Origin of the sequence: Shewanella sp. SM32, from assembly GCF_025654235.1 — a bacterium.
In the GTDB taxonomy this organism is placed as follows: domain Bacteria; phylum Pseudomonadota; class Gammaproteobacteria; order Enterobacterales; family Shewanellaceae; genus Shewanella; species Shewanella oncorhynchi.
In genome coordinates this window covers 1-20,060 of record NZ_JAKKRO010000067.1, presented here as the reverse complement: position 1 = coordinate 20,060, position 20,060 = coordinate 1, and the positions used below count along the sequence as shown (strand labels likewise).

Annotated in this window: 17 protein-coding genes and 1 pseudogene; 9 read left to right on the top strand and 9 right to left on the bottom strand. The window is 46.3% G+C overall.

The features are described 5' to 3' along the window. Positions 1–304 precede the first annotated feature (304 nt). Genes yegD through L5M10_RS20020 form a run of 3 tightly spaced genes read left to right on the top strand, consistent with a single transcriptional unit; the run spans position 305 to position 2,690 of the window. On the top strand, positions 305–1,768 hold the full coding sequence (gene yegD, locus L5M10_RS20030; protein WP_263166478.1) for a molecular chaperone: 1,464 nt from the start codon (positions 305–307) through the stop codon (positions 1,766–1,768). Positions 1,769–1,805: 37 nt separating this feature from the next. Further along, positions 1,806–2,153, top strand: coding sequence for a hypothetical protein (locus L5M10_RS20025; RefSeq protein ID WP_263166477.1), 348 nt, complete (start codon positions 1,806–1,808; stop codon positions 2,151–2,153). 48 nt (positions 2,154–2,201) lie between these two features. Next, the gene (locus L5M10_RS20020) at positions 2,202–2,690 is read left to right on the top strand and encodes a CreA family protein (RefSeq protein ID WP_131525552.1); all 489 of its coding nucleotides are present in this window, start codon (positions 2,202–2,204) and stop codon (positions 2,688–2,690) included. A gap of 155 nt (positions 2,691–2,845) precedes the next feature. On the opposite strand, the gene L5M10_RS20015 is transcribed toward L5M10_RS20020, so the two are convergent. From L5M10_RS20015 to pdsR, 3 genes are all read right to left on the bottom strand, one after another. After that, on the bottom strand, positions 2,846–4,045 hold the full coding sequence (locus L5M10_RS20015) for a cystathionine beta-lyase (protein WP_263166474.1): 1,200 nt from the start codon (positions 4,043–4,045) through the stop codon (positions 2,846–2,848). A 257-nt stretch (positions 4,046–4,302) separates the two neighbouring features. Continuing rightward, on the bottom strand, positions 4,303–6,462 hold the full coding sequence (gene pdsS, locus L5M10_RS20010) for a proteobacterial dedicated sortase system histidine kinase (RefSeq protein ID WP_263178609.1): 2,160 nt from the start codon (positions 6,460–6,462) through the stop codon (positions 4,303–4,305). 93 nt (positions 6,463–6,555) lie between these two features. Then, complete coding sequence (pdsR, locus tag L5M10_RS20005; protein WP_006081337.1) at positions 6,556–7,248, bottom strand: proteobacterial dedicated sortase system response regulator; 693 nt, start codon at positions 7,246–7,248, stop codon at positions 6,556–6,558. A gap of 258 nt (positions 7,249–7,506) precedes the next feature. Between pdsR and pdsO the strand changes: the two genes are divergently transcribed. The 3 genes from pdsO (at position 7,507) to L5M10_RS19990 (ending at position 11,461) form a co-directional block, all read left to right on the top strand. After that, positions 7,507–8,337, top strand: a complete 831-nt coding sequence (gene pdsO, locus L5M10_RS20000; protein WP_113941504.1) for a sortase-associated OmpA-like protein PdsO — start codon at positions 7,507–7,509, stop codon at positions 8,335–8,337. 87 nt (positions 8,338–8,424) lie between these two features. After that, a complete protein-coding gene (locus tag L5M10_RS19995; protein ID WP_263178612.1) occupies positions 8,425–10,743 on the top strand; it encodes a marine proteobacterial sortase target protein in 2,319 nt (772 codons plus the stop codon). Between the two features lie 10 nt (positions 10,744–10,753). Beyond that, complete coding sequence (locus L5M10_RS19990; protein WP_219233729.1) at positions 10,754–11,461, top strand: class GN sortase; 708 nt, start codon at positions 10,754–10,756, stop codon at positions 11,459–11,461. A 105-nt stretch (positions 11,462–11,566) separates the two neighbouring features. Here the strand turns inward: L5M10_RS19990 and L5M10_RS19985 are convergent, their stop codons facing one another. Continuing rightward, on the bottom strand, positions 11,567–12,592 hold the full coding sequence (locus L5M10_RS19985; protein WP_028760265.1) for a GGDEF domain-containing protein: 1,026 nt from the start codon (positions 12,590–12,592) through the stop codon (positions 11,567–11,569). A gap of 209 nt (positions 12,593–12,801) precedes the next feature. On the opposite strand from L5M10_RS19985, the gene L5M10_RS19980 reads away from it, so the two are divergent. Continuing rightward, positions 12,802–14,424, top strand: coding sequence for a M28 family metallopeptidase (locus L5M10_RS19980; RefSeq protein ID WP_263178608.1), 1,623 nt, complete (start codon positions 12,802–12,804; stop codon positions 14,422–14,424). Positions 14,425–14,555: 131 nt separating this feature from the next. On the opposite strand, the gene L5M10_RS19975 is transcribed toward L5M10_RS19980, so the two are convergent. From L5M10_RS19975 to L5M10_RS19965, 3 genes are all read right to left on the bottom strand, one after another. After that, the gene (locus tag L5M10_RS19975; RefSeq protein WP_028760263.1) at positions 14,556–15,419 is read right to left on the bottom strand and encodes a hypothetical protein; all 864 of its coding nucleotides are present in this window, start codon (positions 15,417–15,419) and stop codon (positions 14,556–14,558) included. 373 nt (positions 15,420–15,792) lie between these two features. Further along, a complete protein-coding gene (locus L5M10_RS19970; RefSeq protein WP_113941500.1) occupies positions 15,793–16,794 on the bottom strand; it encodes a RimK family alpha-L-glutamate ligase in 1,002 nt (333 codons plus the stop codon). 20 nt (positions 16,795–16,814) lie between these two features. After that, positions 16,815–17,264: a DUF413 domain-containing protein gene (locus L5M10_RS19965; RefSeq protein WP_028760261.1), complete on the bottom strand. Its 450-nt coding sequence runs from the start codon at positions 17,262–17,264 to the stop codon at positions 16,815–16,817. Between the two features lie 108 nt (positions 17,265–17,372). On the opposite strand from L5M10_RS19965, the gene hdfR reads away from it, so the two are divergent. After that, positions 17,373–18,242 carry an HTH-type transcriptional regulator HdfR gene (hdfR, locus tag L5M10_RS19960; protein ID WP_028760260.1) on the top strand — a complete coding sequence of 290 codons (870 nt, stop codon included), beginning with the start codon at positions 17,373–17,375 and terminating at the stop codon, positions 18,240–18,242. A 10-nt stretch (positions 18,243–18,252) separates the two neighbouring features. On the opposite strand, the gene L5M10_RS19955 is transcribed toward hdfR, so the two are convergent. Beyond that, positions 18,253–18,624: a diacylglycerol kinase gene (locus L5M10_RS19955; protein WP_028760259.1), complete on the bottom strand. Its 372-nt coding sequence runs from the start codon at positions 18,622–18,624 to the stop codon at positions 18,253–18,255. 280 nt (positions 18,625–18,904) lie between these two features. On the opposite strand from L5M10_RS19955, the gene L5M10_RS19950 reads away from it, so the two are divergent. Then, complete coding sequence (locus L5M10_RS19950; protein WP_263255784.1) at positions 18,905–19,819, top strand: DNA ligase; 915 nt, start codon at positions 18,905–18,907, stop codon at positions 19,817–19,819. 9 nt (positions 19,820–19,828) lie between these two features. Here the strand turns inward: L5M10_RS19950 and L5M10_RS19945 are convergent. Then, a pseudogene (locus L5M10_RS19945) lies at positions 19,829–20,060 on the bottom strand (IS4 family transposase); the annotation flags it as partial.

Here is a 20,060-nt window from a genome sequence, read left to right as displayed (position 1 = left end):
TACTGCCGACAAGTGAAGGAATTTCAATGATAAATATTGCGTACACGCCAAAATCAGTCTGGGATTTATCTGGGATAAAGATACGAGGGAAATATGTCAACTTGATGACGAGTGTGACAGAAATATGACCTTATGATGATCATCTTGGATTGAGCTTAAATTCTGTTCGCGTTACTGCGATTTAAGTCTTGAGAAACTGTGCAAGCGCGGCTTCCTTGAGGATAAATCTGTCAGTGTTAACTCCTTGGGCATTATCGCAAACTATGTTATCTTGCTCGGCTTTTTTATCGCGGGAGTAAAAGGTATGTTTGTTGGATTTGATTATGGTAGTGCTAACTGCGCCGTAGGGATCATGCTGGGTGATGGTGTGCAGTTATTGGCGTTATCAGAGCAATCAGCTTATTTGCCTTCGACCTTATACGCGATGGACAGGGAACTGATCGCCGAGGCGGTTTATCGTGGTCTTCCTATTGAGTTAAAAGCCGATTACGCCAAAAAGCGCGCCGCACAATTGAGCCGTGCCCGTATGGTGCGCCATGAGTTAGATCTCGATGCCGATGTTCAGGCTGTATTTGTTGGCGAGCAGGCGGTGAGCGCGTATTTAGAGATGCCGGAGGAGGGATTCTATGTCCGTTCGCCAAAATCCTTTTTAGGCGCGACAGGGCTTAGACCCGAACAAGTGGCCCTGTTTGAAGATATTGTTACCCTGATGATGCAGCACATTAAAGTACGCGCCGAATCTGTGTTAGTTGAAAAAGACCTTGTGAAACAGGGTAGCACTGCGATGATCACCCATGCGATTATTGGTCGTCCGGTGAACTTTCAAGGCATAGGCGGTGAAGAGAGTAACCGTCAGGCCGAAGCCATTTTGACCTTAGCGGCAAAACGCGCGGGTTTTATCGACGTTGATTTTCTGTTCGAGCCGTTAGCGGCGGGGATGGATTATGAAGCGACCTTGACCGACAACAAAACGGTATTGGTCGTTGACGTAGGCGGCGGTACAACGGACTGCTCTGTGGTCAAAATGGGACCCGCCCATAAACAAAAAGCGGATCGCAGTGAAGATTTCCTCGGTCACAGCGGCCAGCGGATCGGCGGTAACGATCTTGATATCGCCCTTGCAATGAATGCCTTTATGCCGCACTTTGGTTTAGGCTCCTTGATGATCAATGGCAAACCTATGCCCAGTAAAACATTTTGGAATGCGGTCGCAGTGAATGATATTAGCGCTCAGCGAGAATTCAGTACCTTAAGTAGCCGTAAATTGATTGATGAATTGGTTAAAGAAGCCGAGCAGCCACAGTTACTGAAGCGATTGTTAAAGGTGCAACAGCAGCAGTTAAGCTATCAACTGGTTCGCCAAGCCGAGCGTGCGAAAATTGCACTGTCAGATACCGATAATACTGATGTTAATCTGGATTTTATCGAAGCGGCGCTGCACGCGGGTGTGAGTCGTGAATTGTTTGAAAATGCCATTGAGCCGTCGCTGACGAAAGTGGAAGCCCTGATGCACCAAGCGCTCACGCAAGCTGCGAAAACTTTGGCTGCAACAAATGTCGCGGTAAACCGCTCAGCAACAGAGGATTTATCCGCTGAAGCAGAGTGTAAACCCGATGTGATTTACGTGACGGGTGGTACGGCACGAAGCCCGGCGATTTATGCAAAAATTGCTGGCATTTATCCCGATATTCCGGTCGTGGTCGGCGATCACTTTGGCTCAGTGACAGCCGGATTAACCCGCTGGGCACAAAAGCTATTTGCAAAATGAATTAGCTTAGAATTTAAATATATAACAGGGAGTTATTATGTATCGAATTTTATTGTTAGGTATCTTCATCATACTTTCAGGTTGTGGTTCACTCGATAAGCAATCTATTTTAGTTAATGCTGGAGATACCAAGGAACAAGTGCTTAATATTATGGGGCCACCTGATGATCGTCAGTTCCAAGGAGAGAATGAGGCATGGCAATTTTGTAAAACTGGGGCTGGTTTTGGTTATCATGATTACCGTATTTTTTGGTTTTTCGATGGTAAAGTTACAGGTGTAAATTCCTATAAAAGTACTCGTCCAGGCGTTTCTTGTGTCACTGATATTAAACCCATTAACTGGGAAGATGCGCCAGATGTCACACTTGAAATCCGTAAGAGATAGTTTTGTTTTTTTATACTTTACTTAGTTCGTAATATTTAGGAAGTAATAATGAAAACTCTGTTGAAGTGTGCGTTTGCGGCCTCTGTAGGTCTATTGCTTGCGGGTTGTGGTGACGATGTGGGTAAGGTGAGCTTAGGGCTTTTTACCACTAAAGATGTAATTATTGATGCTAAAAACGATCCTAAAATACCTGGGGTGACTTGCCATATCAGTCGTATCGAAGCCAATTTAGACTTTGCCGATCCGTCCGATATGGGGATCAGTTGCCGTCAAACTGGGCCAATTACTGCGGCCGATCTGGCGAAGATAGACATGGGAAAACACGGCGAAGTGATTTTCACTGAATCCCTGAGTATTTTATTTAAGTCATTAAAAGTGCGTAGAATTTACGATGCGCAAAATCAGACTCTGTTGTATTTGTCCTATTCGACGAAAGAGACCAATGGCAGCCATAAACATGCGCTCTCAACAGTGCCGCTTTATGGCTCTGCGGCTTGGGTCGATCCTGCATTAAGCATTGGAACGAAAGCGAATTAATCACCCTAGAGTTTATGGTTTAGCGGTTTATTTGCTATAAGCATAATGATATTGCAGTAAACATTCGTATTTGTGTCAGTATCGATAAGAGAAGGGGCGGAATATTTATTCCGCCCCTTTTTATATTCTGCTAGCACTTAGCACATTAAATATCGTTATTTAGCTTTGGCCGCCAATACTGCGTTAAAGCGTTCAAACCCAGCACTGAGATCGGCGATTAAATCAGCGGGATTTTCTAAACCAATATGTAAACGGATCAAAGGTTTGCTCGCATCCCATTGAGTCGCTGAGCGGATTTTTTCAATACCGAAAATGCCGAGGATTAAACTCTCGTAGCCGCCCCAAGAAAAGCCCATCTTAAAGTGACTCATATTTTCAACCAGTGCGGTGACGGCATCGGCATCGCCCTGTTTTAAGATAAAGGAGAACAAGCCGTTGGAGGCACTAAAGTCGCGTTTAAAGAATTCGTGCCCAGGGCATGTATCGAACGCGGGGTGACGCAGATGATCGACTTCTGGCCGGGTTTTCAACCAGTTGGCCACTTGCAGGGCATTTTTTTCATGTTGCGCCATACGCACGCCTAAGGTACGTAGGCCGCGGGCAGCAAGGTACACATCATCAGGGGAGGTAGTTTGTCCCATCAAATAACTGTGTTCACGTAATTGTGGCCAGTATTTTTCGTTGGCCGTGGCCGTGCCTATCATCACATCCGAGTGACCGACGATGTATTTGGTCGCCGCTTGAATCGAAATATCCACACCCATTTCAAAGGGTTTGCTATTGATGGGTGAAGCCCAAGTGTTGTCCAGCATAGTAATCAGCCCATGTTCGTGGGCGATGCAGCACAAGGTCGGCACATCTTGCACTTCCATGGTGATAGAGCCTGGAGACTCTAAAAACAACACTTTAGTATTGGGGCGAATAAGGTCGCGAATGCCCTCGCCAATCAGCGGATTGTAGTAAGTGGTTTCGATACCAAAACCGCCGAGAATATGGGTACATAGATCCCGCGTCGGCTCATACACGCTATCGACCATCAACAGGTGATCGCCGGCTTTTAAAAATGACAATAACGCCGCACTGATCGCCGCCGCGCCAGAGGGATACAGCGCTGTACCGACGCCGCCTTCTAATTCAGCAATCGCCGCTTGAAACGAAAAATGGGTCGGGGTGCCACGGCGGCCATAAAACATCTCGCCGTTGGTTTTATTTTTCGCGGCGTGGCGCATTTCCTCCATCGTTTCGAAGACGATAGTCGAAGCTCGAAAAACGGGCGGATTGATCACGCCTTTGGTCCATTTTTTGTCTCGACCTAAGCTGACGATTTGGGTGGCTTGATGATGTTTATCTGTCATTGGATCATTACCTTGGCATTTAGGTTGAACGAATAGGTTGAACAATGTTGGAGAAGAACCATTGGAGATATCTAATCTATTGTTATGGCGGTCATCTTAGCATCTGCGCGCAGAAATGACAGGAGGCGCGATGATGAGTTTGACTCATGTTATTGGCTTCCTGTACCTTCGGTCTTTAGATTATGAAGCAGAGCTCAAAGGCAACGTGACTATTAATTTAAAGGCAGCGTGACTTTAGCTCAAAGGCTGCGTGATTCTTAGCTTAATGGCAAGGTTACTAGGATATCGACGCCATTATGCTCACTGCGATTACGGGCAAGGATTTGTCCTTGGTGGAACTCGGCGACCAATCGCGCGATATACAGACCTAAGCCTAGGTGGGGTTTATCTTGGGCTTGATTAATCCGCACCGACACCATGGAATCGAAAATCTGCTCCGACATATCAATGGGCAGTTCAGGCCCTAAGTTACTGATAAGCAGAGTTGCTTGTTTACCCACTTGGGTGAGCGTGACTTCGATAGCACTGTCTTTATGGCAAAACTCAATGGCGTTGGCGATAAGTTTGTCCATTAACTGGGCGATATATTCTGGCACACCTTGCATCATCAGTGGTTGCTCGGGCACTTTCACACTAAAGCCTTGTTCTGGATAGGTCATTTGATAACCTTGCATACAACCGCTGACCACTTGAGAGAGTGGGAACTTAGTGATATCGGCCTGCGTTAAACTCTGCTCTAAGCGTGTTGCCTCGCTCATGTTGTTTAAAATCATGCTTAAGCGGCTGACACCTTCTTGGGCGCGGTCGACATATTTTTGCGTGTCTTTATCTAAGGTCTGCAGGTTTAAATGCTCAAGGGATGAACGCACCACAGCCACGGGCGTACGTAACTCATGGGACAGGCGCGACGACATGTTTTCTAGATAGTGAGTGTACTGACCCAGTCGCCCCACAATGCTAGAGAAGCTACGGGACAGATCGCCAATTTCATCCCGAGCCTTCGACGGTTTGAGGTGATTACGCACACGGCCTTGGCTGTCGATGGCATTTTCGGCTTCATCGCGCAATTTACGGATGCGGTTAGAAATACTCGAGGCGAAGAAGAACAGCGCCAAGGTGCCCATACTCATTATGGTCAAAATCACGTTAAAGAGCTTTTCTAGCGCTCGGTTGCGTAGGGTTCGAATTCCGTGGGTGGTTTCTTCGGCGACGACGGCCCCCATCACATTGTTATCAATCCAAATGGGGCTCGCAGCGGCGAGTACCACAGCTTTGTTGTCTGGGGTTAACCGCCAAGTCGAACTTTGCTGACCCGCGAGGGCTTTTTGGATATGACTGCCGTCAAGCTCGGTGGAATCTTGTAAGGAATCAATAAAGTCTTTGGGCGGTTTTGTGAGAATTTTATAGTACAGCGGATGCAGATAATCACGCTTGAAGGTATCCCACAGCGCGGTGCTCTTTTCATCTTCTAAGGTGCGGGTCCATACACTGTCATTAGCGCGAATGTCACCGGATTTTGCCAGTACGCGACCGTGTTTATCGACCACCCAAATACGTGAGCTATAGTGGCTCATGCCTTTGATAATACTTTCAATTTCCGGTGATGGTACCAGCACAGTGCCGAGATTGTCGACCGTATCTAAGGCCGAGGTGCCGACAACTGCAGCCACATCACGGTATTTGCTGTCGTTGACATCGGCAATGGCAAATCCGAGTTTGCTGCCGACCATGTCTAAGGGAATACGCAGCTCGACATTGTAGCCCACATCGGTCGTCGCCCATTGTCCTTGGATACGCACCTCTGGTGTGACGGGCACAGTTTGCTTAGGATTAGCGGGTAATTCGAAGGCGCTGATCCAGCCGGGTTGAGTCGTGGCAACGATATAGCGTTTGAATTTATTGTCGGGCGCGAGTGTCGCAATCGAGAGATGATCGTTTCTATCGACACTAAGGGCATTTTTACCCCGCAGTACCACTGTTGGATCAATGACTTGAAAAAAAGCATACAGATAACCATCGTATTGGCCGACCATGTGGGTAAAGCTTAAGGTCAGGGGGGCGTTCGGATCGGCACGCATAATTTGGTGTGCCTCACCGTATTGGATAAATCTGTGCTGATATTCCTGCCATTCGTTGAGTTTGCCGTCGAGTAGAATCGCCCCTGCCAGTGGATAGGCGTATAGATCGCGGCTTTTTTCTACTTGCTTTAAAAAACTCGCTTGCCCATCGAACAATTTCGGCCGCTCGTGCAGCGCGGTGGCTAGTGCTTGAGTGGTGCCTTCTAAGGTGCGTTCTTGGCCGTGGCGAAGATACTTTTCCATTTCCCACACATATTGGTACCCCAACCAAGGTAGGCAGAGCAAGAATAGGCTAAGGCCGATGACTTTAGTGCGTAGACCAAAGGGGAAACGTGTCATAAGTTAGGGATCAGCATTAATGGGTTTAAAAGTTCATTCATCCAAGATTATCTGGTTCAACACCGCGCGCTTAAAGGTTGGTTAAGCCATAGATCAGGCCAAGCTGTCCCAGCGATAACCCATACCATAGACAGTATCAATACAATCAAACTCTGGCGCGGTAGCGATAAACTTTTTTCGAATGCGTTTCACATGGGAGGTGATAGTGCTGTCATCGACAAAGATTTTAGCCTCTTGCATTAATTCATGGCGACTGCGTACATGGCCTGGATGTTTGGCTAACGCATGCACCATCCAAAATTCGGTCACGGTAAGCTCGATTGGTAACTGGTTCCAATAGACTTGCATGCGGTTGGCATCAATGGTCAGTGGGCCACGTTCGAGCAGATTTTCCTGCGCCGTTTGGCTGGCCGCAAGTTCAGATCGTCGAAACAATGCGGCTAAGCGTGCGGTTAAATGGGGAAAACTCACTTCTTTACTCAAGTAATCATCGGCGCCTAAACGCAGGCCACACACAGTATCAAAGTCACTGTCACGGGCGGTTAAAAAGATGATCGGCAGTGTGCTCGACATGGCGCGCAATGACTGACATAGCATAAAGCCGCCGTCAATTTCATTACCTAAGCCGATGTCGATAATGGCTAAATCCGGTAAACGGGTATTAAAGGCTAGCATGGCCGATGGTCTGTCGGCGTAGGTTTGCACGCTGTAACCGTGTTGTTGCAGCACGTCCTTGTAATTCTCGCGAATGGCCGCTTCATCTTCCACTATGGCGATACGCTTCATAGAGCCGTATTCCTATTGACTTGGGGGAGTAAGTTTTCGTGACTATACAGGATTTTACCCGAGAAAAAAGGCCACAAATGCAATTGCCATTTTGTTGCCACAATTGATAGTTGTATTGCCATTTTCCATCCCTGCTCATGCCATTCCACTTGTGTTTAATAGCCCCATTCAGTTTTGTACCCGTTTGACCTGATGTGGTGTTGAGTGGATTGCTTCAGGTACGAGTCCAAGCTCAGCTAATAATCAAAAAGGAATGAGATGATGAAAAAGACACTAATTAATCTATTGGTTTTGAGTTTATTAAGCGCACCTATAGCCAGTGTGTCGGCGCGGGTTTCACTGCAAAACCAAGTGATAGGACAAGACCTCACCCTAGAAAATGATGCCTATGCTAGCGGTATCGCGATGGATGACGAATACGCAAGCGAGGACGAACAACCGGAAGCCCTTATTGGCCTCGGTGGTGGAGCCTTAGTGGGGGCGTTAGTCGGTGGTCCAGTGGGGGCTATTATTGGAGCGTTCACTGGCACCTTAATTGGCAAATCAGTCAGCGATACAGACACACTGCACGTTCAGCAAAGACAGATCCATTTGCAAGAGTCCCAGTTATCCGAGTGGAGTGTAAAACAGCAAGCCGCCGAAAAACGGGCGAGCGAATATACCAAGGCGCAGCAAGAGCTTGATGAGTTGCTATCCGCGCAACGTCAATTGCTCAGTGAACTTGCCTTGGGGCTTAGCGTACAGTTTCGTACCGGTTCCTCTGAGGTTGAATCGCATTTTTTGCCCCAATTAGATGATGTGGCTGAGGTGATGAATTTGTCACCAGAACTCAATCTTGAGCTGAAGGGCTATGCCGACCGCCGTGGTGATGAGAGTTACAACCAAGCCCTTTCTGAGCAGCGTCTACTGGAGGTGCGTGGCTACCTGATTAAGCAAGGCGTCACTGCCGAGCGTATGACCACTCAAGCCTTTGGCGCTTTATCGCCTTTGCAAGCCGACCAAGACCGAGAATCGGATGTGTTCGACCGCCGCGTGACATTAACACTACAGCCTCATTTGGCCTTGACTGCAAGTCATGCTGCTGACTAGCGGTCAATTTAAGCAGTCCATTTTATGTCGTTCATATTAACGACAACCAACATCAGTTCATATTTGTTAATAGAGGAAGCCTTTGTGATGATCACAGGGAAAAGGGTAAAAGAAGTGAGTGAAGCGGTAGCGGTATTGCTGATCAGTGCCGCCGTGTGTTGGGGTTTGCCCTTTGTGGCATTGGCTTCGCCGAATAGTACCGGCACATTATCTGCGCCACAGAATATGGCTTCGGCATTGGTCGGGCAAAATAGTGCTCACAGTACGGCAGAATCACACATCATTAATTACGATGATATTACGCAGGGGCTGTTGCTTTATCGCCAGCCGAGCGGTGCTTGGGTGCCATCTTTGCCGCTCGATACACAAGTGTCGATGCAAGTCTCTGGCTTAAGTAATCGCGTGAGCGTGAAACAGGTTTTTCGCAACAACACTGAATTTGTGTTGAATGGGCAATATTTGTTCCCACTGCCCAATGAGGCTGCGGTGGATTCGTTGCGATTACATATAGGCCAGAGAGTGATCGAAGGGCAAATTCATCCTAAGGCCGATGCCAAGCAGATTTTTGAGCAAGCGAAAGCTGAAGGCAAACGTGCCAGCTTAGTGAGCCAAGAGCGGCCTAATATGTTTACGACCGAAGTCGCAAACCTAGCACCTCAAGAGGAGCTGATTGTAGAAATCAACTATCAGGAGACCATTAAATATGAAGATGGTTTGTTTAGTTTACGTTTTCCGCTGGTGGTCGCGCCCCGTTATATTCCGGGATTAACATCGGATTCAAGTGTAAGCGATTCACATGATCCTATGGCACAGGTGCGCCAATCAAGCCGAGTGACAAGTTCGCAGGTGTTTGATGCTGACCGGATTGTGGCACCAGTGCGGGACGGCGCCAGTGGACGCGATCCTGTGCTGAAGGCAGACATTCAAGTCTTACTTGCAAAGGGGGTTGATAAAGCGTCCATTGAGAGTCCTTACCATGACATCAAACTCAAGCAAGACAACAGCGGCGCGGTCGATGTATCGCTGGCGCAACGTGTGCCCGCTAATCGTGACTTTGTGCTGCAATGGCGAGTACAGCAGGGCACGAGCCCAATGGCTTGGGTGTTTAATCAGCAAGGTAAAACCCATAAGCTCGATGGCGAAAATCTGTCTCAGGATACACTTGAGACAAATAAAATCAGCGGCGTAAATGATGATAATTACAGTCTCGTCATGGTGTTGCCTCCTAAGGTTGAAAAGAGTACTCAGCCGAGTTTGCCCCGTGAATTAATTTTAGTGATTGATACTTCGGGCTCTATGGCGGGGGATTCTATCGTTCAAGCTAAAAATGCACTGTTATACGCGTTAAAAGGACTAAAGCCGGAGGACAGTTTTAACATTATCGAATTTAACTCCAGTTTGTCTCAGTTCTCTGCAATGCCATTACCGGCGACCTCGTCGAATTTGTCACGGGCCCGTCAATTTGTGAGCCGTTTACAGGCCGATGGTGGCACTGAAATGGCGTTAGCACTGGACGCTGCCTTGCCAAAATCCTTGGGCAGTGTATCGCTTGATGCAACGCAGCCTTTGCGCCAAGTGATCTTTATGACCGACGGCTCTGTGGGCAATGAACAAGCGTTATTTGATTTGATCCGCTATCAAATTGGTGAGAGTCGCCTATTTACTGTCGGCATAGGTTCGGCGCCTAATTCTCACTTTATGCAAAGGGCGGCTGAACTCGGTCGTGGCACTTTTACCTATATTGGCAAAGTGGATGAGGTCGATGAGAAGATCAGCGCCTTACTCAGCAAAATTCAATATCCGGTGTTAACCGATATTCAAGTGCGTTTTGATGATGGCAGTGTGCCCGATTACTGGCCATCACCGATTGCTGATCTGTACCGCGGTGAGCCAGTGCTCGTGAGTTTAAAGCGCAGCGCCCGTGAGCCACAGGAGTTAGTGATTTCAGGACGCCAAGGGCATCAAAACTGGCAACAGTCGCTCTCGCTGCAGGACAACTCCGCAGGATTGATGACCCATCAAGGTGCGGGTTTAGATTTGCTGTGGGCGCGTAAACAGATTGGTGCATTGGAGTTGAGTAAAAATGGTGCGAATGATGACAAGGTCAAACAGCAAGTGACGGCCTTATCAATGAATTATCACTTAGTCAGCGCCTATACCAGCTTAGTGGCGGTGGACTTAACCCCAATTGATTCAACTGCAATGAGCCGTGATGCCGTGGTTCGTCAGCACTTGCCCTTAGGTTGGCAACCTTTTGGTGCCTTGCCGCAAACCGCGACGTCAAGCCGTTTGGATATGTTATTAGGTGCGCTGACCTTGCTACTCGCTTTGATTCTTACAGGATCGATTCTTCGACAAAGACGTGAAGAGAAGGCGGCCTTGGTGGCACTTACCAGTGAACGATGAGTTAAGCGCGATGAGCAAAAGCAGAACACAGCGATTTTTAGTGGTGGGATTATTTTTAATTGGCGCAACATTGTTAGGAAAGGGACTCTATATGCAAGCTAAAGCACACTTTGCCCAGTATTTGATTGAACAGGCGTGGACTAAAACCTTGGCTGATGGCCAATCCCATAAACCTTGGTCATGGGCGGATACCTATCCCGTGGCAAAGCTGTCTATTCATCGTGAGCAAGTGGCGGCGAACAACAATATTGAAGCAGAGCTTAATGACAGTTTATATGTTCTTGCGGGGGCTTCTGGGCGAAATTTGGCCTTTGGTCCGAGTCTGGTGTTGTCCAGTGCGCCAGCGGGGCAAAAAGGCAATACTGTGATTGCCGGCCACAGGGACACGCATTTTGCGATACTTAATGGCATGGCGGTGGGGCGTCGATTATCGTTACAAACGCTTAAAGGCAATCACATTATTTATGAAGTGGTGGCGACTCAGGTCGTACATGAAACCGAAACTCAATTTATGGCGCCATCCGATGATAATCGCTTAACGTTAATTACGTGTTATCCCTTCGATTCACTTCAAGGTGGTGCTGAACTGCGGTTTGTGGTGCAGGCGATACCCGTCGAAAATGAGTCGATGGAAACACACGGTACGAATGTATCTGTTTCAATAGGGAGTGGCGTGCAAGGGAATATTGGAACTGTTTCTCGCAGTTTCAAACATTAATCTGAAATCTAATTTAAATCCTTCATGTAGCTTTCAAAAAAATGCTCCTTTGTTAATCATCTTAGCCTGAAGCTGAATTATCGGCTTCAGGCTAAGTTATAACCATCAGTTACTGATAGGCAGCACACGATTTCGTCCTAAGCGTTTGGCTTCATAAAGTAATTTGTCTGCCGCTTCAATCAATTGCATACCCGTTTGTTTTTCTTGCCATTGGGCGACGCCAAAGGAAGCACTGATATTATTGATGCGTTCGTCTTTGCGTCTGTCTTTTAAACTGAGTTTTTCGAGTCCACGGCGCATAGCTTCGGCCAGTTGCCTTGCGATACGTAGCTGACTTTTAGGGACAATAATCGCAAATTCTTCACCGCCAAACCGATACAGTTTCGTGCCATCGCGGCAGGATTCCTGTAGCCGTTTCGCCACGGCGCGTAACACTTGGTCGCCGAGCTGGTGGCCATAGGTGTCGTTAAACACTTTAAAATGGTCGATATCGGCCAAGATCACACAAGTGCCTAAGGGGGCTTGGGCTATCATTCCTGCAAAATCAGTGTCAAAGGCGCGGCGATTAAAGCAGCCCGTCAGTGCATCGTAGAGAACGTCTTTTTCTGTTTGTTCAAGTTTTTTCTTTAGTGCGTCTATTTCGGTTTGAGCCTTCTGCAGCTGACCGGTAAAGAACTCTGTGCTCGAGCGAATATTGTCCGACTCTTTCACTAAGCTGCGGACCAGATCGAGTACTTGCTCAACACTAAAGCCCTCGTCTTCGATGCGGTTGAGCTTTTCAAAATTACTTTCGATACGTGACTGGAAGTCATTGGCATCTAGATTGGTATCTTTGAGTGATTGGGAAAGCTCTGTCACCATAGCATCCAGATTTTGGCGCATTTCTCTGACATCAAGTTCAACTGGGTCGGCAACATATTGGCGATACAAGATTTCGCTACTGACTGGAGGGCAAGTGTTGTATTGGGCAATAACAGTATCGAGTTGTTGATTTAATTCGGGATTTTGTTCACCAACATAAGTGTACCAAAGCGCATAGTTAACGGGTGTGGTCGGAATTTTATGTTTGAGCATCAGAGGCACTGCTTTTTTGAGGTTCAGTGCAGCGGCTTGTAATAACTCTAGCGACATATTGTTACCTTACTCAATGAAAATATACGGATATTTTAAAGTTTCGCTATTTTTTATTCTGTTACAGTCAGGTTTAGGTCAACGACAAGAATATCGGTCAGATGGAGACATGATTACCGTTTACTCTTGGATGCAGCGACTCCGTTTGCGCTAAGACTTCCATCATAAATTAAAGATGATATGGTAAAGTCTATCCTTAAAACCAAATAATGATAATAACTTGGGAGAAAGTTGTGAAAAATTTAATCATAACCACAAGTCTGTTGGCCACTATCTCATTACCTGTCTTTGCTGAAACGGCATTTGTGAAAAGTCTCGATCTCGTGCAATACCGAACCGATGTGAAAACCTTAGCGAGCGATGCTTTTGGGGGACGCGCGCCCTTATCTGAAGGTGAGACGTTAACTTTAGACTATTTAGTGACAGCATTTAAAGATATGGGTCTCAAACCCGGATTTGGCGATAGCTATTTACAGGCGGTTCCTTTGGCGCAAATTAGTGCCGATCAAAACATGCAGCTTGATATCGGCGGACTTAAATTTGCTAATGGCAGTGAATTTACCGCGAGAACCCAAAGAATCGCCGACACCGTGAGCCTGAATAAAAGCGATGTGGTATTTGTTGGCTATGGTATCAATGCACCCGAATATGGCTGGAATGATTATCAAGGGTTAGATGTAAAAGGCAAAACGGTCATCGTACTCGTGAATGACCCCGGCTTTGCGACCCAAGATCCAACAATATTTAAAGGCAATGCTATGACCTATTATGGTCGCTGGACTTATAAATATGAGGAAGCGGCGCGTCAAGGCGCTGAGGCCGTGTTTATTGTCCATGAAACCGCACCAGCCGCCTATGGCTGGGGAGTGGTACAAAACTCCAACACGGGCACTAAGTTTACTCTGGTCGATGCCAATAATAACCAAGGTCAAGTGGGCGTGATGGGCTGGGTTCAGCACGAGGCCGCACAAAAAATCTTTGCCAAAGCGGGATTGGATTTTGATACCTTAAAACGGCAAGCGGCCAAGCCAAACTTTAATGCGATCCCACTTAAGTTGAGCGCGCAGCTCACGTTAAACAATAAAATTGAACGCGCCGAGTCCCATAACGTCGCGGCTTTACTGCCCGGTAAAACGCGCCCCGACGAAGTGGTGATGATGCATGCCCATTGGGATCACCTTGGCACTGTGATTGAAGACGGTAAGTCAGAGATTTTAAACGGTGCGGTCGATAATGCCAGCGGTGTGGCGGGGGTTTTAGCGTTAGCGCGTTACTTCAAACAGCAAGCTAGCACGGCACCACTGGATCGCTCGGTGCTCTTCAGTGCCTTTACTGCAGAAGAAACGGGTCTGATTGGTGCACAGCATTTTGCTCAGCATCCCAGTGTGCCAACCAAAAATATCGTCGCCTTTTTAAATATCGATGGCATGAATGTAAATAAAGGCGTGGATTACATTTTGCGCTATGGGGAAGGGGTATCTGAGTTGGAGCAATACTTAGATAAAGCTGCCAAAGCCCAAGACCGTTCGGTAAAAGCGGATCCAAGACCACAGAATGGATTGATGTTTAGATCAGACCATTTTGCGCTGGCCCAGCAAGGTGTACCAGGATTGTTATTTATGAGTCTTGGGGATACAGATCCTGACTATATTGCGCATAAATATCACCAAGGAGCCGATGATTATGATCCAAATTGGACGTTGGAGGGCGTGAGTCAAGACCTAGACTTGATCGCCAGTATGATAACCACTTTAGCGAATGGTTCAGATTGGCCCCATTGGCTTGAATCATCAGACTTTAAAGCCAAACGTGAGCAGGATGGCCGTAAATAGGTTTAATGGGTTGGATCATGAGGGCGTCCAGTAGGCGCCCTTATTTTTTAGCACTAATTTGGGCTAGGGTTCGGGCAACTGTTTGAGCGAGAGGGGTGTTTAATACAATATGGGAAGAAATTTTTATAGAATTAAAAGGAATAGCTGATAGAAAGCATAGGGCCAATAAAATTGTAATAGATGTTGTAATCGGCGATTTGAGTATCTTTATTCGGCGAATTTTGGGCGATATCAACGTCAACTTTATAGTAGTTATAGGCCACGCTCATACGCCAGTTTGGGGTGATTTGTGCATTAACCCCCACTTTAATATCAACCAGTTCGCCTTTGACATCATTGAGTTTGATGTAAAAATACTGTGCATGGCTGGTGATTTGCCAACCAGGAACAAATTCATACTGACCATATATGCCAATGTCGGGCAGTGGCGCAGTGACATTTTCGTCAACAATGCGCGGAATTGCTTGGCTACCGCAGACATTATTGAGTAATTCCGATGAAGCGCAAACACCAATCACCCCTTCAAAACCTGTCTTGATAAACATAGTATGTAAACCAAGTGATAGACCGACATCATAGTTACTGCCTTGAAATACATCATAGCCATAGCCGAAGCGCAGTACATCAATGTTTAAGGTTGAATTTAGATTACCGCCTGCTTTGATATCGTAAATGGTGTCGTTAATCTCGAGCTGGAAGGGTTTGGTTAAGGCTTGGGTTTCGGCGTTACGATGAAGCTGTTTCCAGTCTAGGTAGATATTGTGCCGTTCGTTAAAGTGATAATTTAACTCGATAAAGGGTAAAAATTCGTTTTCTGCAAGTTGTAGATCGGACTCATAATCTAAGGTGAAATTATTACCCGAAATAGGGTTAGTGACTTCCATATTGGTGTCTGATTGCGAATAAAAGCCGCCTAACTGAATAGTAAAATCATCGGCTTGCACTTGAGTGCTGAGCAGTGACGCTATGATTAGGGGTAATAGGCGTATCGACATGTTAAGGAGTGACTCCTGCATTATTCTTATTATGTTTAGCGATAAGGTCAGAATTTAGTGCCATAAAAAAACAACATTTGGAGTTTAACAGCAAATTTTTTAATGTGAACAAAATGTTTTAAAAAATGCAAAAAATTGTGATTCAAAACAAAAGTAGAGCTGGTTCTCGTGAGGTTGAATGAAATTTGAGTGAGCGATCACATCAATTGTGGATTGAAAGACTAAGGGCAAGTGCTTCCTGAACGGCTTTAGGATTGTTGTGTTGGATGGGGCGAGATACAAATGGATATAGACACAAACATGGTGGAGAATCATCGATATTGAGAATATCTAGCGGTACGATCCCGCTAGATATTGATATGTCCTAGTACTTCTATTTCGTCTCGATAGAGGACGATAGAGGTGACGGGGTAGAAGTCTCAGCCTCTACGCTATCAGCCACGATTTTTGGGCTACTTGGTTCATCTTTATTAAACATGCCTAAACGGATGCGAATAAAATGCAAAATTTGCGCGGCAATATCCACATTCAAACAGGACTCTAAGCCCTCAAACCCTGGAGATGAGTTAGCCTCACAAATTTTGTAATGGCCGTTATCAAACAATAAATCGATACCTGCAACATCAAGATCGAGAATATTGGCTGTTTGGGTGGCGAGCCATTCAATTTCAGGAGTGATCTGAAATGGACGCGCTGAACCACCGGCACTGACATTGGCTTTGAAGCTGTCTTCTTGACCACGCCTTTCATAGCAACCCGCCACACGACCACCAATAGTGAATACGCGTAGATCGCGCCCATGACTGTTAGCGATAAACTCTTGCAGAATGATGTTAGCGTTTTTATTGGTCGCTTCAATCAACTGCATTAAATCGTCAAATTCACGCGCCTTATGGGATAAAAACACACCACTGCCCTGTGAGCCAGAAAGTGTTTTTATCACCACAGGAAAACCGAGATGGCGTTCTACGAGGGCGATATCGACGGGGAATTTAACCAACATGGTTTTAGGCGTAGGCAGATTTTTCTCGGCCAACAATTGTTGGGAGAATAACTTGTCTTTAACGATTTCAATGGCTTTAGATGGATTGAGGCAATATACCCCTAATCTTTCTAAGTGACGAATAATGGCTAAAGCAAAGTAGGTCGTGCCTGAGCCCATTCGTGGAATGATAAAATCGGGCAGCTCGACGGCTTGCCCATTCAATAAAATACTCTTGTTATCTTCTCTGGTGACAGTCAGATCAAATTCATCAGGTGCGTAAACTTCCAACTCTATGTTATCGGCTTTTGCTGCCGCCAGTAGACGCTCAATTTCATACCATTCAGGTTTTAGCTGAGTCGCGGTTTCTTTATATAAAATCCAACCACGCATTTAGTAGCAAACCTTAATCTTCATTCTTTATCCTCGGGTTCAGGTTCATCCTGAACATCATCTTCAATATCAAATACAGCCTCAGCCTCTATTTCTATCTCGGGCTTGGTTGCAGGCAAATGCACTGTACCAACCACGGCATAAAAGGGTTTCCCCATGGCGAGCCTGCGATACTTTACCCAGATCTGCTCTAACAAGCTACTGGGGGCGATATTTCCTTTGGCGACTTCCACAAATTGGGCTTCATCAGAGGTGCAAGGCAGCGTTTTCCCTTCCGCTAAATTCTTCATCGCATGACCATGCAATTCAAGGAGTTCAGCTTCTTTATTGGTAAAATCGCCGCTTCGTTTAAAGCCTTTGGGGAAATTAGCGTCGTCGTAGAAACGTTTTTGAGAGACAAAACTGGCAGCAACTGAGCCGTTAAACGTCTCAGAACCCTTGTTAGCGTTAAAAAAAGACTGTTCAGACATGGCAGATACCCTCTAGTTTTTGATATACAAAGATTTGCAACTGGAGTATTGGCTAGTATTATTGATTTATAAATCAAAAAAATTTGCCTATGTTGGTCAAGAATTTTTATGGATACCGATTTACTAAAAACCTTTCTCGAAGTCTCCCGTACTCGCCATTTTGGTAAAGCGGCTGAGAATCTTTATCTCACCCGAAGCGCTGTGAGCTTTAGGGTGAAACAGCTTGAGAGCATTTTGGGTGTCGCCTTATTTGAACGGCAACGTAATAATATTCAGCCCACGCCAGCAGGCGAACGTATGCTTGGTCATGCCGAAGCGGTGTTAACAGCATGGGAGCGGGCTAAGCAAGATGTTTCCCTCAGCCAGTTACAGACAACGCAGCTTGCCATTGGTGCAGGGCCGAATATTTGGGACGCTTACTTGCAAGGTTATTTACAGGGACTGCATGTCGGTTTACCTGGCGTGGCGTTGCGCACCGAAGTGCTACCCGCGAATGCAATGACGCGTCAGCTAATGGACCGTACCCTAGATATTGCGATTTCATTCGATCCGCCAAAGCTTGATCAATTTGAGATAGTGCAACTGGGGCAAATTAATTTGTTATTGGTGTCGAGCTTAAAAGGTCAAACGGTAAAAGCGGTTGTGCCGGGGCAATATGTAAAAGTCGATTGGGGTACGGCGTTCAATATTGTTCACGCGCAGGAATATGCCTCGCTGCCAGTGCCAACGCTGCACACGAGTTCAGCACGTATTGCGTTAGATTTCATCTTGAATAATGGCGGCTGCGCATTTTTACCTGAGCATCTAGTGCAACATGCATTGCGCGGCGGCGAATTGCATCTCGTCAGCGGCGCGAATGCCATTTCACGAAATGTGTATCTTGCGTATTGGGCAGAGAATGACCGCTTAGCCCAGATCAAACAAGCCATTGACTTTTTAAGGGACGATGGCTCAATGATTGCTCATGCGACAGTTTAGAAACTAAGAATTAAAGCACTAGCGGCGTTAATACAACCAGCCAAGTTAATCCACAAAGCGCAAGACTCATAAAGACGGCAGCCGAGGCAATGTCCTTGGCTTGGCCACTTAACGGGTGTATTTCACTGCCGACACGGTCAACCACAGCTTCAATTGCCGAGTTTAATAGCTCAACAATCAACACGATAAACAACGTGAAAATCAGCATAAGGCGTTCAATAGTGCTGATATCAACCCATAAGGCTACGGGTAACATGACTATCGTCAAGATTAATTCCTGTCTGAAGGCGGCTTCGTGGATCCAAGCGGCCTTTAGGCCCTTCATCGAAAATCCCGTCGCTCTGAATATGCGCTTAATACCGTGATTATTGGCTGGTTTCATAGTGTTTCCAATTGACGTTAGCGACAAAGCGCTGAGGTTCTGCTCATTCAAAACAGGGGGGAATAAACCCTACTGTTGTCTTTGTTAACATTTGACTGAGTCATAAATTTGGCCGCAGTATAGCCTGAGATGAAAAGTGCATAAACAATTAACTGAGCAAATTTGATCATCAACATTCGTTGTTAACTTAGGGAGTTAGTGAATTTTGCGGTTATTTTAGTGCAACTTTAGCCGTGCGGCCTAAGCTTGATGAAGGATATATTGCAGCGTGGGCAAGGGAATGACTCATACAAACCCGTTACGAAATTTAACATTTAATCATTTCATCCGTTTTAGTGTTTTAAAGCTCAGCTTGCTCATACTTTGCGGTTTAACTCTTTCGGTTAACGCACAAACCTCACCACCTGCCATACAACTTGCTACCGAGTTTGATGCGACTCGAAATTCGCAAGATATTAATATTCAAAATTTTTTGATTAGTGAGAAACTCGACGGGGTTCGAGGTTACTGGAATGGCAAGGAATTATTCACTCGGCTGGGAAATGCCATCGCTACACCCATTTGGTTTACTGTAAATTTTCCGAATTATCCTCTCGATGGTGAATTATGGCTTGGGCGAGGCCAGTTTGAAGCTATGTCGAGTTTAGTTCGACAAACTTCGGCTAAGGATGATGATTGGCGCAAAGTGCGATTTATGGTGTTCGATGTCCCCAAGGCGAGTGGCGACTTTCAGCATCGCTATCAATTTGCGCTGACTGAACTGAGTGGCAAATCGAATTATCTTGAAGTCATAGTGCAGTTCCAAGTAGAAAGCCTTGAAGCCCTGTATCAAAAACTCGATGCTTTAGTTGCGAAAGGCGCCGAAGGCTTGATGCTGCATCGCAGTTCTGCGACTTATATCAGTGGCCGCAATCCTCATCTGATGAAGTTAAAACCTTATTATGATGCTGAAGCTACTGTTATCGCTTATATCCCTGGTAAAGGTCAATTTGCAGGGCAGATGGGCGCATTAAAAGTGCAAACGCCAGACGGCCGAATTTTTAGTATTGGCACAGGTTTTAGTCTCGCAGAGCGCCAACATCCCCCAGCAGTGGGCACTATCATCACCTATAAATACCTTGGTCTTACTGTCAATGGCTTGCCCAGATTTGCCAGTTTTTTACGGGTAAGAACCGATGTTGAAACTGAGTACTGAAGGATCCCCTCATAAATCAGCCATAGCATAGCCATATTTGAGCAACTGATTGGCGAATAATACCCAGGCCGCCAGCAATTCTTTCTCCGTGATTTGATAATCAGGCCGCCTGAGTACCTCCAATCCCAAGCGAATCGTTGAGAGTACCGTTCGATGCCCAATGGTATTGGCCTGAAAATGCTTATCCCAGCCCTGTTGCTGTGCGTGTAAACCAACTAGCCACAACAGGCATTGAACCATC

Excerpts from the sequence above, each read along its gene's own strand:
- L5M10_RS19980 (WP_263178608.1), top strand. The coding sequence starts at position 12,802 with ATGATAATAACTTGGGAGAAAGTTGTGAAAAATTTAATCATAACCACA.
- L5M10_RS19955 (WP_028760259.1), bottom strand. The coding sequence starts at position 18,624 with ATGAAACCAGCCAATAATCACGGTATTAAGCGCATATTCAGAGCGACG.
- L5M10_RS19965 (WP_028760261.1), bottom strand. The coding sequence starts at position 17,264 with ATGTCTGAACAGTCTTTTTTTAACGCTAACAAGGGTTCTGAGACGTTT.
- pdsO (WP_113941504.1), top strand. The coding sequence starts at position 7,507 with ATGATGAAAAAGACACTAATTAATCTATTGGTTTTGAGTTTATTAAGC.
- L5M10_RS19970 (WP_113941500.1), bottom strand. The coding sequence starts at position 16,794 with ATGCGTGGTTGGATTTTATATAAAGAAACCGCGACTCAGCTAAAACCT.
- yegD (WP_263166478.1), top strand. The coding sequence starts at position 305 with ATGTTTGTTGGATTTGATTATGGTAGTGCTAACTGCGCCGTAGGGATC.
- L5M10_RS20025 (WP_263166477.1), top strand. The coding sequence starts at position 1,806 with ATGTATCGAATTTTATTGTTAGGTATCTTCATCATACTTTCAGGTTGT.
- L5M10_RS19990 (WP_219233729.1), top strand. The coding sequence starts at position 10,754 with ATGAGCAAAAGCAGAACACAGCGATTTTTAGTGGTGGGATTATTTTTA.
- L5M10_RS19950 (WP_263255784.1), top strand. The coding sequence starts at position 18,905 with ATGACTCATACAAACCCGTTACGAAATTTAACATTTAATCATTTCATC.
- hdfR (WP_028760260.1), top strand. The coding sequence starts at position 17,373 with ATGGATACCGATTTACTAAAAACCTTTCTCGAAGTCTCCCGTACTCGC.
- L5M10_RS20015 (WP_263166474.1), bottom strand. The coding sequence starts at position 4,045 with ATGACAGATAAACATCATCAAGCCACCCAAATCGTCAGCTTAGGTCGA.
- pdsR (WP_006081337.1), bottom strand. The coding sequence starts at position 7,248 with ATGAAGCGTATCGCCATAGTGGAAGATGAAGCGGCCATTCGCGAGAAT.
- L5M10_RS19995 (WP_263178612.1), top strand. The coding sequence starts at position 8,425 with ATGATCACAGGGAAAAGGGTAAAAGAAGTGAGTGAAGCGGTAGCGGTA.
- L5M10_RS20020 (WP_131525552.1), top strand. The coding sequence starts at position 2,202 with ATGAAAACTCTGTTGAAGTGTGCGTTTGCGGCCTCTGTAGGTCTATTG.
- L5M10_RS19985 (WP_028760265.1), bottom strand. The coding sequence starts at position 12,592 with ATGTCGCTAGAGTTATTACAAGCCGCTGCACTGAACCTCAAAAAAGCA.
- L5M10_RS19975 (WP_028760263.1), bottom strand. The coding sequence starts at position 15,419 with ATGTCGATACGCCTATTACCCCTAATCATAGCGTCACTGCTCAGCACT.
- pdsS (WP_263178609.1), bottom strand. The coding sequence starts at position 6,462 with ATGACACGTTTCCCCTTTGGTCTACGCACTAAAGTCATCGGCCTTAGC.